This window comes from Diplocloster modestus, assembly GCF_019042245.1.
Classification (GTDB): Bacteria; Bacillota; Clostridia; order Lachnospirales; family Lachnospiraceae; genus Diplocloster; species Diplocloster modestus.
Window position 1 is genome coordinate 64,123 of the sequence record NZ_JAHQCX010000004.1, and the last position, 15,664, is coordinate 79,786.

The window sequence follows — 15,664 nt, forward strand, 5'->3', positions numbered from 1 at the left end:
GCAGACGAAAACGTCTGCCTTACGAATCCGGTAAATCTTATTTTGCGGTGGTATGTTTTGCGAAGAATTCGTCAATGGTTCCGTCTGCGATTAATTTTTCAATAATCGGATTGATCTTATCCAGTAATTCCTGATTCCCTTTCTTAACAGCGATCGCGTAGCTGTCTACAAACAAGGGATCTCCTTCCAGAATCTTCAGAGCGCCGCCAGATCCTGCCACCAGCTCTTCCGCCGGATACTGGTCCATAACGATGCAGTCGATCTTGTCATTTTTCAGGTCTTCCGCTGCCTGGGCGAACTTCGTATAACGGACGATCTTCTCGGGCTTGCAGTTCTCTTCATTGGACACATACAGATCCGCAATATTTCCCTGCTGAACACCAACGATCTTATCATTCAGTTCATCAAAGGTAGGGGTGCTGACACGTCCCTGGGACGCATTCACTACAACCACTTCCGTAGAATCCACGTATTTGCTGGAGAAATCCATCACCTTCTGGCGAGCCTCATCCACCGATACACCCGCAGCTACCATGTCCACCTTACCCTGCTGAACAGCCAGCAGCGCGCCGTCAAAGTCCATGTTCTGAATTTCCAGGGTCATTCCCAAGGCATCGGCAATCGCCTGGCAGATATCCATATCAACACCTACCACCTTATCCCCGTCCAGATATTCATAAGGAGCAAAACCCGCTTCGGTACCTACAATGAGTGTTCCGCCTTCGCCCGCTGCCGCGTTGTCCGCAGGTGCCGCGGTATCCGCAGGAGCTGCCGTATCTGCAGGAGCTTCACTGGCTTCCGGAGCCTGAGTCGCTTCCGGAGTCGCCGCAGGAGCTGCCGGTTCCTCTTCTTTACTGCCGCAGGCGGTCATAGACACAACCATAGCCGCGGATAACATTACTGCCAATAATTTTTTCATTTCATTTCCTCCTCTTAATTCATAACCATTCATAAATATGCATATTTATACGCACACAACTGTATTTTAACTGCTTTCCCGCTAAAATACAAGCATTTTCGCAGGAATCTTTCCGGAATCTTTCCGAATCTTCTAACTTTTGTTACCGCTCCTGGTAAATTGGGGTGGGGCGTTTGGCTTAGGGCCGGGATGAGAGGGAAGGGCCGGGGGAATCGGAACCGGCCCTTCCCTCTCATCCCTACTCTACCAAAGGCTTGTCCATATTCCATAAAGCTGGACGTTCATGCACTATAGAGACTGATACTATAAAACCCGCTGTACTGGAGAATTATTAATTTTTCAGTATGAAACTTATGTAACAATAACTGTACATTCAAAAGGAACGCGGACTTAACTGCTTAAAATTCACCAAAGCAGGGAAGAACCCTGGGGGGCGGGACGCGTACCCCTGTTTGGGGAGGCGGGGCGGGCACCTGTCCTTTGACGGGCATAGGGCGGCTGTGCAGCTGCTTAGTGCCATCCCGCCGGCAGACTAAGGATGCACGGCGGACCTCACGTCCGACGGGCAAGGGCCACTGAACCGGAAACGCATCATGCGTTTCTGGCGAATTGGCCCGGTTCCTGAGTCTGCCGGCGGGATGGCACTTAGCAGCTGCCAGCAGGCAGCCCTCCGCCCGTCAAAGGACAGGTGCCCGCCCCGCCTCCCCAAACAGGGGTACGCGTCCCGCCCCCCAGGGTTCTTCCCGGCCCTAAGTCAACTAACTTCCCTTCCAAGGAACTCTATCACATCAGCCACCGCGCCCTGCATACAGGGGCCCACCAGCAGGTCCGCCTTCTCGCGGACTTCCGGCTCCGCCTCCTGTACCGCTGTGGACAGGTCCGCTTCCCGGAACATGCTCAGGTCGTTGTAGCTGTCTCCTACGGTGACCAGCCGTTTGACTTTGGCGCCGAGAAGGGTGCGGAGGTTTCTCAGGCCTGTGCCTTTGTCACAGGCAGCGTCGATCATCTCCAGAAAGTAGGGGGCGGTTATCATGACGTGGATTCCCTGGCTGGTATGGTGGTCTTCAAAATAGGCCTGGGCTTCCCGCATCCGGTCTCCGGTGACGAGGAACAGGATCTTGGTCCAGTCGGGATACAGGCTTTCCATGGTGCCGTCTACGTATTGGCCTAATGACTTGAAACGGTCCAGGCGGTATCTAAGGTCGCCCACAGCGTATTTTCCCTCTTCGATGATTGTGTAGGTATTGTCCGCTACGATCATGACACCGATATCGGGGAATTGTTTTCGCATATCTGCCAGGATCTTTTCGGCTTCTTTGGGCAGGTAGATTTCGGATATGACTTTTTTTTGCTGAAAGTCATAGAGCTGCATTCCGTTGACACAGATTCCAGGGACATTGACCGGCACCTGATTGACGATGTCGTAGGTCATGGCGTAGCCCCGGCCGGTGCATACGGTGAACATGCCGCCTTCTTTTACAAAATGCTGGATCGCTTCTATATTCCTCCGTGGTATCTCGTTGAAGTTCGCCAGCGTTCCGTCTACATCTGTCGCCAGCAGTATTCCGTCGAATTTTCCGCTCATATTCGTTTCCTCCATCCTGATACTTTTTATGCATTAGGGACACTATGTTTTTACATAAAAATTGCCGGTGAAGTCAGTGCGGTAAGGTTCAAATGATAAACCTTACGACCTTTTCCACGGCAATTTTTTGTTTTGTGGTTATTTATAATTTGCCAGAATACAGTCTCTTAAGAGCACCAGGGAATTGACTACTGAATATTCTCTGATTTTCTCACGATTTCCTTTGAATTGGAATTTGCGGACCGTAACTTTATCTTTCATATAACAGGAAATGTAGACCAGGCCCACTGGCTTGTCCTCGGTACCTCCATCAGGCCCGGCGATACCGGTGATGGCCACGCAGACATCGGATCCGGTGGAAAGCACTCCGCCTTTGGCCATTTCTTTTGCGCACTGTTCGCTGACTGCGCCGTGGTCTTTTAATGTGCTCTTCTTGACATCCAGTAATTTTTTCTTAGCCCGGTTGGAGTAGGTGACCAGACCCTGTTTGAACACATCGGATACCCCCGGTACGTTGACCAGACGGGCTGAGAGCATGCCGCCGGTGCAGGACTCTGCTGTCGTCAAAGTCAGGTTGTTTTTTTTCAGCAGCTTTATAACTGCTTCTTCCAGAGTCACCTGTTCTTCGGTGGTGTAGATATAGTCCTCGAATCTGGATTTTAATTCTTTTACCAGCGGTTTGGTTAATTTCTTCGCTTCCTCTTCCGTTTCTCCCTTGGCGGTTACCCGAAGATGCACTTCGCCGATCTTGGCGTAAGGCGCCACCGTCGGATTCGTCTGGGAATCGATCAGATCCACGATTTTCGTTTCCACCATGCTCTCACCCATACCGCAGATCTTTACCATCTGGGAATAGATGACCTCCGGCTGCCGGTTTCTCAGATACGGGAAGATATCGTGTTCAAACATGGGGATCAGTTCATTGGGAGGACCCGGAAGGAGGATTACCGCTTTATCCCCCTCTTCTATGATGATACCCGGCGCCGTGCCGTTGGCATTTTCCACAACGATGGAATCCTTTGGCACCAGCGCCTGTTTCCAGTTATTCTCCGTAATCACTTTGAACTGGCTGTTTTTGAAAAAAGCCTGAATCCGCTCTTTGCTGTGGGCATCCTCCACCAGTTCCCGGCCCATCACTTTTGCCGTAACTTCCTTGGTCAGATCATCTTTGGTCGGCCCGAGACCTCCGCTTAATATGACCACATCGGAACGGTCCACCGCTGTTTTCAGCGTTTCCGCCAGGCGTTCTTCGTTATCCCCCACCACTGTTTGATAATACAGGGATAAGCCCAGCTGCGCGCATTTTTCAGAAAGATAAGCTGCATTTGTATTTACAATATTTCCCAAAAGCAGTTCTGTACCGACAGAAATCAGTTCTACTACCATGGTTATTTACTCCCTTCGCTTATAACGCTTTTGTTCTTTACCAGATAATCAATGAGTGAAATGACCGTAAGGGCCAGGGCCAGATATACGAAGAGCGTCTCCAGGATACTGAAAACCCCCCCCAGATCTGCAATCAAAAGGCAGATCATAAGCATCTGAGCCGTCGTTTTGAATTTGCCCCAATAGCTGGCTGCGATTACTACACCACTGTCCGCCGCTACCAGTCGGAAACCGCTGATGATGAACTCCCGGCTGATGATAATGATGACGATCCAGGCCGCCAGCCGGTCCATTGCCGTCAGGCAGATCATCGCGGAGCAGACTAACAGTTTGTCAGCCAGTGGATCCATAAATTTCCCGAAATTGGTGACCAGATGATATTTTCTGGCGATTTTTCCGTCCAGCAGGTCCGTCAGGCTGGCTATGATGAAAAGAGCCAGTGCGATCCACTTGGAAGCCGGGCCTGCCAGATCCACCAGCATGAAAAGGACAAAAAACGGTATCATACCGACACGTAAAATGGTCAGCTTATTGGGCAGATTCATCAGCTATCTCTCCTATCAAATCATATTCTTCGGCACCGGTAACTTTCACCTTGACGAAATCTCCGGATATCAATTCCTCATCGGTCTGGATAAACAGATATCCATCCACATTGGGAGCATCCCGGTAAGTTCTGGCCACATAGGCATTCTCATCGGCTACTTTGCCCTCCACCATGACCAGCAATTCCCTGCCGATCATCTGCTGGGCCATATCAAAAGCGATCTCCTGCTGAAGGCTCATCAAATCATCCTGGCGCTCCTGCTTTATTTCCTCAGGGACCTGATCGGGCATCCCTTCGGCCGGCGTGTTCTCCTCCGGTGAGTAGGGAAATACCCCGAGGCGGTCGAATTCCATCTCATCTACGAATTCCATCAGTTCTACATGGTCACTTTGCGTCTCTCCCGGGAACCCGGTGATCAGCGTGGTACGCAGAGCGATATCCGGTATTCTCTCCCTCAGCCTGCTTACGATATCGGTCAGCTGCTTTTTAGTGGTCCTGCGGCCCATGCGCCTCAGGATATCATCGTTGGCATGCTGGATCGGCAGATCCAGATAGTGGCAGACTTTCGGTTCCGAACTGATCGCATCGATCAGCTCTTCCGTGATCTCCTCGGGATAACAGTAGAGAATCCGGATCCAGCGCAGTCCTCTGATTTTACACAGTTTGTGCAGCAGGGTGGGCAGACTCTTCTTCCCATACAGATCCACACCATAGACCGTGGTTTCCTGGGCAACCAGGATCAGTTCTTTTACTCCCTGCGCCGCCAGATCCTGCGCTTCCAGTATCAGCTCTTCCATTGGGACACTGCGGTAATTGCCGCGCAGCTTCGGTATAATGCAGTAGGTGCAGTGTTTGTCGCATCCCTCTGCTATTTTCAGATATGCGAAATGCCCGCCGGTCGTGACCAGCCGGCCGTGGGAATGGCCAGGCAGTTTGGATAATTCGGGACAGGACAGCAGATGCCCCTGCCCTTCCCGGAGTTCATCCAGCGTCCTGACGATCTCATCACAGGCGGTAGTCCCCAGCACCGCATCCACTTCTGGAATTTCATCTATGATCTCCTGCTGATAGCGCTGTGCCATACAGCCGGTGACGATCAGGAACTGACAGGGTCCGTCCTTTTTATATTCTGCCATTTGCAGAATCGTATTCACACTTTCTTCTTTTGCGTCGTGAATAAAGCAACAGGTGTTGATAATAATAACCTCCGCCTGTGTCTCATCATCCGTAAATGTATATCCGGATGCCGCCAGATCCCCAAGCATCGCCTCAGAATCCACCAGATTTTTGTCGCAGCCCAGAGATACGAATAAAATTTTCATAACCTATCCTCTTTCAATAATAAATATGACTCGTCTATGCTCATTGCCTATGCGGACCACAAGAAAGACGAAGGTCCTGTCCGCAGGGACCGTAAGCTGCTGCCACGTCCTTTCCAAAACCTTCGTCCGGTATCCTATTTCATTTTCACTGCTATTTTCCCGCTATGGCTGCTGGGCACCTGCAGGTGTTATTCGTCTTCCTTAGACTCTTCTTCCCCGACGATCTTAATCTTGGAGTGATACAGTTCATCAATGGCGATGGACAGAGGCTTTCTGCCGTCGTCCCTGACTAACGGTTCCTCGCCTCCGATCAGCTGTCTGGCTCTCTTAGCCGTGGCGAGTACGATGGAATATCTGCTGTTTACGACAGGCGTTTCGCCGACCTCCACGTCTTTGTTTACCACTTTCATTAAATCTGTGTAAGATGGATGTAACATAATTAAAATCTCCTTTCAATCTGTTTCCTGTTCAGAGTGTTTTTTAGAATTCTTTTAATTCCTTTCTGAACTGGTTCATAAACTCTATATTGCGCGCAGCGCGGTAATGTTCATTCTGAATGATCTGATGCATGGTTTCCACACACTCTTCCAATACATCGTTGACGATCAGGTAATCATATTCCTCGATCCCCTCCGCCTCCTCGGCAGCTCTCTTCAACCTGCAGCGGATCGTGTCACAGTCTTCTGTGCCTCTGTTTTCCAGCCGCTTCTTCAGATCGCCTGAGGTGGGAGGTGTAACAAATAAAAGCAATGCCTCGGGAAAATCCTTTTTCACCTGTCTGGCCCCCTGGATTTCTATCTCCAGGATCACATCTTTGCCAAGAGCCATCTGTTCCTCCACATAGGCCTTCGGCGTACCATAGTAATTATTGACATAACAGGCGTATTCTATAAGCTCCTGTTGTGCGATCATCTGTTCAAATTCTTCCCGTGTCCGGAAGAAATATTCCCGGCCGTCCTGTTCTCCCGGTCTGGGAGATCTGGTGGTCGCCGATATGGACAACGCATACAGATCCTGGTAACGGCTCAGCAACCCTTTCATCAGAGTACCCTTTCCGGCTCCGGAGAATCCGGATACCACCGTCAGAATCCCTTTCTTATTCATCCATATCTTCCTCTTCTTTCGTCAAATATTCGGAATCATTGGAGACACGTCTGGCAATCGTCTCCGGCTGCAGGGCCGACAGCACGATATGGTCGTCGTCCATGACGATCACACCCTTTGTCTTGCGTCCCTGCGTGGCGTCCACAGCTCTTCCGTCTTCTTTTGCTTTTTGGACCATTCGTTTTACGGGAGCTGCTTCCGGACTCACCACCGCGACAATCCTGCTGGTATTGACTCCGTTTCCAAATCCTACATTGATCAACCTAGCCATGTGCATCCATTTCCTTTACTCAATGTTCTGAATCTGTTCCCGTACTTTTTCTATTTCTGTTTTCAGATCGATCGCCACGTTGGAGATCTCCATATCGTTCGCTTTCGACAGGATCGTATTGGCCTCCCGGTTCAACTCCTGCGCGATAAAATCCAGTTTTCGGCCTACACCGTCCCCTGCCGACAGAGCCGCCTTGGTTCCCGCTATATGGCTGCGCAGACGGACCATCTCTTCATCCACACAGATTTTATCCGCATAGATCACTACCTCCGTGGCGATCCGGCTTTCCTCGATCTGTGTGTCAGCCAACAGCTCTTTCACCTTTTCCTCAAGCTTTTCCCGGTATTCCCGGATGATTTCGGGAGAACGGCGCTCGATCTCATCCACCAGCACAGTCATCCCGTCAAGCTTCGCCAGCAGATCATTCTTCAAATGCTCGCCTTCCACGAGTCTGGTCTCTACAAACTGTTCTGCCGCCCCCTTCAATGCCTCTTCCAGCAGCGCCCACAGCTCCTTCTCATCCGGAGCCTGATCCTCCAGCGTAAACACCTCCGGAAGTCTCGCCAGAGTAGACACATGGATACTGTCTTCCAGCTCAAAATCCTGAGCCATCTTCTTCATATACTGAAAATACTCGGCTGCGATGTCCGAATTATATCGAAGCGCCAGTTTATTTTCTGTGAAATCTTCATATGAAATAAAGACATCCACCTTGCCTCGCTGTATGTAATTCTTCAACAGACTGCGGATTGCTGTCTCGAAAAAAGCCAGTTTCTTAGGCATTCGGATATTGATGTCCAGATAGCGGTGGTTAACCGCCTTCATTTCGACCAGAAACTTCCTATTCTCATCCTGAGCCTCACTTCTGCCAAAGCCCGTCATACTTTTTACCATGAAAGTTTTCTCCTGTCTTCGGGATTTCTGCGCACAGGAATCCATAATATTTTTCATTATAACTGCTTTTGCGGGGCACGTCAATGCGGTTTTTCGTTAAGCTGTCCCGATCAGATTTGATATTCGCTATATAATCTCCACCGTACTTTTTCTCACCATGCTTCTTTTTCTCTGCACAATTTATCCACCCGAAGCACCTGAGTCCTTACTATACTTCCACAGTTCGTGCACACCGTATGCTCCAGCGGGCTGCCGTTGCCGACCATCCTGCCTACAGGAAAGATACCGTTTCCGGCAGTGGTCGCTCCCTTTACAAATTCATTTCCCCCGCAATACGGGCATGTATCTATTTTAATTTCTTTCATAACCATTCCTCTCTTTTAATCATGCAATCGTAAATCATCCTGATCAATCAGAAACTTCCTGCATTGCTCACAGTAGAACACCTTTACCGTCACTTCGTCCATCATAGAGGTCAGCTTAATTCCTTTCACCAAAGGTGTGAAATTCAATAATCCCTTATCCTTATCAGCTGGAATCCATTTGAGAGCATATCTGTCCTGCGAAATACTTCCAACAACCATCTCTCTATCACAATATGGGCATTTCATAAGAACTTCCTCCTCACTCAAATTCCCATTTATAGACCCTCTTTTTCATCTAAGGTGAATTTGGGGCAGTTCATATCTTACTTTTATAGATTTCATGAAGTCTGGTATACAGCGGTGATAATCTGCCATATATCTTTTTAAAGATTTCCTCATAGAGAATCCGGTAGATTTCATGCTGCTCCATATCTGGCCTGAAGGTATCCCGGACAGAAACCATCTGCTCCACCGCCTCCTTATAATCCTTAAATTCCCCCATACCGACGAAGCATGCGATCGCGCTGCCGATTCCTGAGACCTCATGGGACTGCGCCCTCTTCACCGGCAGGCCGAACATGTCGGCCGTAATCTGGCAGATCTCATCGCTCTGGGCTCCTCCGCCTCCTACGAAGATCTCCTGAAATGTGTGGCCCGACTGCTTTTCCAGAAGCCGCATCCCATCCAGCAGGGCAAAGTTGATCCCCTCAATAATAGCCCGGTAAATATGTATTCTGGTATGCACGTCGGAGAAACCGATGATCGCCCCTTTTGCGGAAGGCATGGTGGTATTCGGCGTAAAATAAGGCTGAAGAATCAATCCCTCACACCCGGCGGGTATCTCCTGTAACCGGCGGTTCAGCAATTCCTCCGCGGGTATCCCCAACTCTTCGGCCGCTGCCATCTCCTTCTGGGCAAACTCCTTTTTAAACCAGGACACCAGCCAGTACCCCCGGTAGATTTCTATCTCCGGGTTATAATGTTGATTCAGAATCGCCGCGTAAGGCGGGATAAACCGTTCCGGCTCCACATACCGGTCTGTGGTAAAGGATACCGTGGCCGTTGTTCCAAAACTTATGGCCGCCTTCTCCCGGGAAATACATCCCAGTCCGAGGATCTCGCACGCCTTATCCGACCCTGAAGCGATCACCGGAAGCCCTTCCCTTAGGCCTGTATCTGCCGCTGCGGCCGCCTGAATACACCCCAGACTGCTGCCCGGCTCCCGGATTTCACACAATTTTTCCGCCGGGATATCGAACACCGGCCGGGTCAGTGCCCCTTTTTTCTGCCAGTTCCGATCCCTGTGGTCGAACGGCACATGGCCGACCATGCTGGCCGCGGAGTCTGCCATGTTGCCCGTCAGCCGAAAGATCAGGTATCCGCTGATCAGCAGAAACTTGTATGTCTGCTCCCATATTTCAGGCTCATTCTCCATTACCCAGTTACACTTGGATTTCCGGTACTGCATATCGGCCGTCTTATCCATCCCGATGCTTTTCAGCATGACCCGGGCCATTTTGGAGAAGCCAGGCCGCCCCTTCGCGCTCCGGTTATCCAGCCACACAAAGGCATTTCGAAGAGGCTTTCCCTCCTGATCCACACAAAGAGTAGTATCCCGGATCGTCGTGACTGATACGGCCTCGATCTTCTCCCATTCTGCCGGACAGCCGTCCTTTAGTTTTCCAGCCGCCAGACAAATTTTTTCATAGTAAAATTCCGCCCGTTGCTCTGCCCAGTCCGTTTCCGGGGAGAGATAGGGAGGATCATGTTTTTCCGTCACCTTTGCCTTTATGTCACCGCGGTTGTTCACCAGCAACGCACGGGAGCTCTGCGTCCCCACATCAAACACCAGTACGATACGCTCCGTAAAGCCCTTCCCCGCATTTTTGCCTATACTCTCCTCCATACCCCTGCCTCCATTTCTAATTCCTTCAAAATATACGATCGTTTTACTACCCTGCGCACTTTTCTTATCTACTGTATATCCTCCCGCAGGAAACGTTTCTCCTTTTCCTCCAGATCAAGGCCCAGAGTCCCCCCCGGATTCATCATATAATCCGGATCAAAATAGTCTTTAAGCGCTTTGAATACCCCGTACTCGTTCCGGCCAAGCTGACCTTCCAGCCAGGGCGCGAACATTTTCCCGATTCCATGATGGTGGCTCATGGCGGCTTTGGACCGCTGGATCGCGTCCAGGATCGTGGCATGATAGGCCTTGAACTTCTCGGCATCGCTCATTCTGGTGATAAATATAAAATACAGATTCGCCCCCTGGGGATAGCAGTGCGACATATGTGTGGTCACAATGGTATTCGGCAGCCTGTGGCATACCTCTCTGACTTCCCTGTGAACCCGGGCCATATTCGACCAGTTTACCGTACATTCCAGCGTATCCGTCATAATACCAAAATCCAGCATAGTATCCCTCAGGTACGGATCATTGAACCGTCCCTTTTCCCAGCTTTTGGTCACATAGGAGGTCAGACTCATACCGCCGTACCGTCCGGCGATGCGTTTTATATTTTTCGCTACATTTTTGGCAAAGCCTTTTTCTCCATCACTGAATCCCAGGAACAGGCAGCGTTCCATATCTTTATATCCCCTTATGTCCAGAAGCTTTTGCAGCGGAGTCTCATCCACGTTGTAAAGGCGCAGCATCAGATTCGTCTCCTCCGGATCGGACAGCCGGAATACGGAAGAATATCCGGCTTCGCACTGCATCATCTCTCTGGCCGCCTCCATGGCTGTACTCCAGTCTTTAAATATATAGGAGAACCGCTTTCTGTTTTCCGGCATATAGCGGAATATCCGCAGCGTAACCTCCGTCAGCACGCCGAACGTCCCCTCCGCGCCCATCATAATCTGGTTTAAATTCGGCCCGGTAGCCTCTCTGGGATAGGAACTGGTCTTTACGACTCCGATCGGGGTGGCGTATTTCTGCCCTGCCACAATATCGGTAATACAGCCATAATAAGTGCTGTTCTGGCCCGCTCCCCGGGTAACCACCCAGCCTCCCACACTGCTGTATTCGAAAGACTGTGGAAAATGCCCGCAGGTGTACGGCCTCTTTGCCCCGAACAGCTCCTGCGCCCGGTTCAGGGTATCCTCAAGCTTTGGTCCCGACATCCCGGCCTGGACCGTGATCGTCTGATCCTGCTCCTGAAAGGACAAGACCTTGTTAAACCGCAGCCGCATATCCAGGGAAACACCGCCCTTGACCGGTTCCACCCCTCTCGTCACACTGCTGCCGCCACCGTAGACATACAGAGGGATCTTATGTGCAGTACAATAGGCGACGATCTGCTCCACCTGTTCTGAGGTGTCCGGATACACCACCACATCCGGCACACAGTCCACCCTCTTCTGACGCAGGCGCAGGGCGTCATAGCCAGTCTTTCCGTAAGCCACGGAAAGCCGCTCATAATCCCCGGTCGATACAAAATCTTTTCCCGCGATCTTCTCAAACGCTCTTATATGTTCCTCCGCCAGCGCGCAGGGAACCGACAGCTTCACCTCATCCATGCCGATATCACCGTCGTAATGCTCAAAGTCTTCATCTGTCATCTGAAATTTTTCTTTTATCATTTTATAGAGGCTTTCCTTTGGATATTTCACAAAATCCGGATCACCCCAGCGGAAAATAGAACGGAAGCTTTTCTCAGGCGCCTGCTCCTTAACCCAGGCCGGCTCAAATTCTTTATACGGTTTATTCATCGTGTTCCTCCTCTTTTTTGCTCCCCAGCTTTCTGCCTTCGTTTTCTTTTCCAGTACTCTCCTTTTTAAGATACCTTAAAAGGCTGCTGGTTGCAATCACATCCACTCCGAGTCCCAATACATCCGGCACAATCACATCGCCTCTGCCGACCGGTTCCTTTAGGACAACCTGGTTGATCTCCTGCATGACATCTTTGATCCTGTCTTTTGGTATTTCCGCTGAAACCCGTACCGGCAGCACCGGTACCGCCGCGAACTCCGTGCGGACCGTAGTGCAGATGGTCCGCACAGGGTGGAGTAACTCCTCTTTTGCAAACTGCTCTCCCCGCTTGCACAGGTTTCCGGTAACCCGGATGCGGTCCGCGTCTCCCTCCACGGTCAGGGCGCAGCCATTTGGGCATACGATACAGGTAAGTTTTTTCATGCTCATCCCATCACCTCTTTGATTTCAAACCGAAGTTGACCGCCCCTTTGAATCGGATATTTTCCAAAATCGATCTCCAGCCGCTCCATCTCAGGCGGCTTCAACTGGCTGTATTTTCTGGTATACACCACTTTCCCGCCGATCGACATGGTAAATACGGCGTTCTTAAGCACCTTCCTGCTTCGAAAATAGAGTACCGCCTTTTTGTCCCGGTCCTGATAGCGAAGCTGCTGGGGTACCAGGTATAAAAAAGATTCATCTGCCGAAAAGCCAAGGCACACTCCGGAATCCGAGTCATCCGCCTTACCCACCGCATAGGCCGCGGCGTATCTTCCGGCCAGTTCCCCGCTCTCCGACACATAGTCCACCAGATCATTTACATGCAGCGCATTTCCACAGGAAAAGACACCCGGCACTTGTGTCATAAACCGGTTGTCACAGACCGGGCCTTTGGACGCTCTGTCCATCGGTACCCCGAGCTGCCCGGCTACCTCATTTTCCGGGATCAGGCCCACCGACAGGATCAGGCCGTCGCATTCTATCATTCGGGCTGTTCCCGGAACCGGCTTCATCTGTTCGTCCACCTGTGCCACTTCCACCGCCGTAAGCCGTTCCTCTCCAAACACCCGGGTGACGGTATGGGACAGATACAGCGGTATATCAAAATCCTCCAAACATTGGACCAGATTCCTGGTGAGTCCGGAAGGCGTCGGCTTTGCCTCATATACTCCCAGCACCTCAGCACCTTCCAGGGTGAGCCGCCTGGCCATGATCAGTCCGATATCTCCGCTGCCCAGAATCACGCACCGCTTCGTGGGGAGCTGCCCCAGCAGATTCGTAAAATGCTGAGCCGTCCCAGCCGTAAATATCCCGGCCGGCCGGGTCCCGTGAATCAGAACCTGCCTGGCCGTTCTCTCCCTGCATCCTGTGGCCAGTACTAACGCCCCCGCCTGATAATCCGTAACCCCGTCACGGTTCACCACGCTGACACAGAATCCTCCGCCGTCCTTTTTAAGCTCCGTGACAAAAGATGTGGTCAGAAAATTGATTCCCAGTTCCAGTACTTCATCAATAAACCGTTCCGCGTACTCAGGCCCGGACAGCTTCTCCCCGAACCGGACGAGCCCGAAACCGTCATGGATACATTGCTTCAGGATACCACCGAGGCGTTCCTCCCGTTCTATGATCAGCACCCGGCTGCCGGCCCTGTGCGCGGCCAGCGCGGCAGCCAGACCCGCGGGCCCGCCGCCGATTACGATCACCTCATACGCTTTCATCCAATCCCCCCCTTTACTTGGTTCTGCCATAGGTGATTACCGATCCTCTGCCGGCCTTCCTCACCTCGGACAGGTCTGTATTCTCTTCCTCACTGATAATCTTCGCAACCAGCGGCATACAGAATCCGCCTTGACACCGCCCCATCCCCGGCCGCAGCCTCTTTTTGATCCCATCCACCGTAGCTACCGGCACCGGGGAGTGCAGCGCGTCCAGTATTTCCCCTCTGCTGATTTCCTCACAGCGGCACACGATCACTCCGTAATCCGGATTCTCACGAATCAGCCGGTTTCTCTCTTCCTTCGGCAGTTCACGAAGCCTGGGAATCCCTTTCCTGACAGGATGAAACTCCGGGTTTTTCTCCACATTCCTCTCACGGCCAAGCTCTTCCACCACCATTTTTTCCACATCCAGAGCCACCGCTGGAGCCGTGGTCAGCCCGGGCGACTGAATCCCGGCACAGTGTATCAGGTTTTTCGTACGTCTCCCTTTCTCGATAATGAAATCCTCCTCAAAAGTAGCTGCCCGGACTCCGGTAAAATAGGTAATAATATCTCTCTGCGACAGCTTTTCTACCGTATGTACCTGCTTTTGGAAAACTGCGTCAATGGAAGCCTGCTCCGTAGCAAAATTCTCTTTCTCATAAGTTTCCACCGCATTGGGCCCCACCAGCAGGTTATCATCCACCGTATGCAGAATCCCGCCTCCCTTCGTATGCCCCGTCTCTTTTTTCACCGTCTTGAATGACACGATAGACCTGGTCAGGCAGGCGGATTTTTTGTCCAGGATGGAATTCGTTCCCCTTCTGGGATGAATCGAGTAAAAACGGTCCTGCGCCATTGCCGCAATGTCCTCAGCAAAGGTTCCGGCGGCGTTGACCACGAACCTCGGCCATATCCTGCCCCGGTTCGTCAATACGCTCTGAATCCTATCGTCCCGAACCTCCATGGAAAGTACCGCTGTATTCAAAGAGATCTTCGCCCCGTTGGCTGCCGCGTTCTCCCCATAGGCAATCGTCAGGCCGTACGGGCAGACACATCCCGCGCTTTCATTATAAAGGGCAAACTGATAATCAGGATTCATCTCCGGTTCCTTCTCCTGCAGCTTTTTTCTCCCGATCACCCGTGTATCCTTCACACCGCAGATATATTTTCTCTCCCAGGCATACAGCCGGACCAGCGGATAACTCCACCAGCCGTGAAAGCCCACATACTGTCCGCAGCGCTTAAACGGCACATCCAGCTCCCGGCACACCCTGTCGTACATCCGATTCCCCAGCAGCACATAGTGCTGCTTTAGGCTGCCTTTCTTCAGGTCCACGCCCGGATGAACCTCCCCGTCATTTCGTCCTGACGCCTGGACCGCCAGGTCCGCTTCCTTCTCCACCAGCAGCACGGACAGCTTCCATTTCGTCAGCTCTCTGGCGATACTGGTCCCGGAGATCCCTCCGCCGATAATCAGCACGTCCGGCCGGGCCTCCTCCAGAGTGGAGTCGCTCTGCGCCGGCAGCCGCATTGGTTTTGGATCCATACCTTTCAGGGCGATGTCATTTACCACATGCTTATTTCCCTTTTTACTCACGCACATACTGCATGCTTCCACAACATCTTCCCAAGAATCCAGCCGGCCGGATACCACGATGCGGTCCGCTTCTTCCCGGACCTTCACCCGGCCCCCGAAACGTTTGCTAAGCTTTTGATTCCTCTTTTTTACATTCATTTTACCACGTGCCTTTCCGAGTCGCCTGTTTGACCGACTTTCTTATGTTCATCGTATCAAAAGGTGAGGGAAAAGTCAATGTTGGGTTTTTAGGGGTCTGAGGGAGAAATTTGGGGCGGGGAATTGCTGGGTCTTGGAT

16 protein-coding genes are annotated in these 15,664 nt (G+C 51.5%); all 16 read right to left on the bottom strand.

All coding sequences use genetic code 11. The features are described 5' to 3' along the window. Positions 1-37: 37 nt before the first annotated feature. Positions 38-919 carry an ABC transporter substrate-binding protein gene (locus KTH90_RS07345; RefSeq protein WP_238726555.1) on the bottom strand — a complete coding sequence of 294 codons (882 nt, stop codon included), beginning with the start codon at positions 917-919 and terminating at the stop codon, positions 38-40. 754 nt (positions 920-1,673) lie between these two features. Further along, complete coding sequence (locus KTH90_RS07350; protein ID WP_238726556.1) at positions 1,674-2,504, bottom strand: HAD-IIB family hydrolase; 831 nt, start codon at positions 2,502-2,504, stop codon at positions 1,674-1,676. Positions 2,505-2,642: 138 nt separating this feature from the next. After that, positions 2,643-3,890, bottom strand: a complete 1,248-nt coding sequence (locus KTH90_RS07355) for a competence/damage-inducible protein A (RefSeq protein ID WP_158350037.1) — start codon at positions 3,888-3,890, stop codon at positions 2,643-2,645. Between the two features lie 2 nt (positions 3,891-3,892). Next, positions 3,893-4,435: a CDP-diacylglycerol--glycerol-3-phosphate 3-phosphatidyltransferase gene (gene pgsA, locus KTH90_RS07360; protein WP_238726557.1), complete on the bottom strand. Its 543-nt coding sequence runs from the start codon at positions 4,433-4,435 to the stop codon at positions 3,893-3,895. Further along, positions 4,419-5,759 (bottom strand): 30S ribosomal protein S12 methylthiotransferase RimO, encoded by a 1,341-nt coding sequence (rimO, locus tag KTH90_RS07365; RefSeq protein WP_158350039.1) that lies wholly within the window; start codon positions 5,757-5,759, stop codon positions 4,419-4,421. The genes pgsA and rimO overlap by 17 nt, the downstream gene beginning before the upstream one ends. A 188-nt stretch (positions 5,760-5,947) precedes the next feature. Then, positions 5,948-6,196, bottom strand: a complete 249-nt coding sequence (rpoZ, locus tag KTH90_RS07370; protein WP_158350040.1) for a DNA-directed RNA polymerase subunit omega — start codon at positions 6,194-6,196, stop codon at positions 5,948-5,950. A gap of 43 nt (positions 6,197-6,239) precedes the next feature. Then, positions 6,240-6,863, bottom strand: coding sequence for a guanylate kinase (gmk, locus tag KTH90_RS07375; protein ID WP_158350041.1), 624 nt, complete (start codon positions 6,861-6,863; stop codon positions 6,240-6,242). Continuing rightward, positions 6,856-7,134, bottom strand: a complete 279-nt coding sequence (locus KTH90_RS07380) for a DUF370 domain-containing protein (RefSeq protein WP_158350042.1) — start codon at positions 7,132-7,134, stop codon at positions 6,856-6,858. The genes gmk and KTH90_RS07380 overlap by 8 nt, the downstream gene beginning before the upstream one ends. Before the next feature lie 15 nt (positions 7,135-7,149). Beyond that, the gene (locus tag KTH90_RS07385; protein WP_158350043.1) at positions 7,150-8,028 is read right to left on the bottom strand and encodes a YicC/YloC family endoribonuclease; all 879 of its coding nucleotides are present in this window, start codon (positions 8,026-8,028) and stop codon (positions 7,150-7,152) included. Positions 8,029-8,180: 152 nt separating this feature from the next. Beyond that, complete coding sequence (locus KTH90_RS07390) at positions 8,181-8,393, bottom strand: hypothetical protein (RefSeq protein WP_158350044.1); 213 nt, start codon at positions 8,391-8,393, stop codon at positions 8,181-8,183. A gap of 15 nt (positions 8,394-8,408) precedes the next feature. Further along, the gene (locus KTH90_RS07395) at positions 8,409-8,639 is read right to left on the bottom strand and encodes a PF20097 family protein (RefSeq protein ID WP_158350045.1); all 231 of its coding nucleotides are present in this window, start codon (positions 8,637-8,639) and stop codon (positions 8,409-8,411) included. 70 nt (positions 8,640-8,709) lie between these two features. After that, the gene (locus tag KTH90_RS07400; protein ID WP_158350046.1) at positions 8,710-10,299 is read right to left on the bottom strand and encodes an FGGY-family carbohydrate kinase; all 1,590 of its coding nucleotides are present in this window, start codon (positions 10,297-10,299) and stop codon (positions 8,710-8,712) included. A gap of 68 nt (positions 10,300-10,367) precedes the next feature. After that, positions 10,368-12,107 (bottom strand): FAD-binding oxidoreductase, encoded by a 1,740-nt coding sequence (locus KTH90_RS07405; RefSeq protein WP_158350047.1) that lies wholly within the window; start codon positions 12,105-12,107, stop codon positions 10,368-10,370. Next, positions 12,100-12,537: a DUF1667 domain-containing protein gene (locus tag KTH90_RS07410; protein WP_238726558.1), complete on the bottom strand. Its 438-nt coding sequence runs from the start codon at positions 12,535-12,537 to the stop codon at positions 12,100-12,102. The genes KTH90_RS07405 and KTH90_RS07410 overlap by 8 nt, the downstream gene beginning before the upstream one ends. Next, positions 12,534-13,808, bottom strand: coding sequence for an NAD(P)/FAD-dependent oxidoreductase (locus KTH90_RS07415; protein WP_158350048.1), 1,275 nt, complete (start codon positions 13,806-13,808; stop codon positions 12,534-12,536). Before KTH90_RS07415 ends, KTH90_RS07410 begins: the two co-directional genes overlap by 4 nt. Positions 13,809-13,821: 13 nt before the next feature. Next, on the bottom strand, positions 13,822-15,525 hold the full coding sequence (locus tag KTH90_RS07420; protein WP_158350049.1) for an NAD(P)/FAD-dependent oxidoreductase: 1,704 nt from the start codon (positions 15,523-15,525) through the stop codon (positions 13,822-13,824). Between the last annotated feature and the right edge of the window lie 139 nt (positions 15,526-15,664).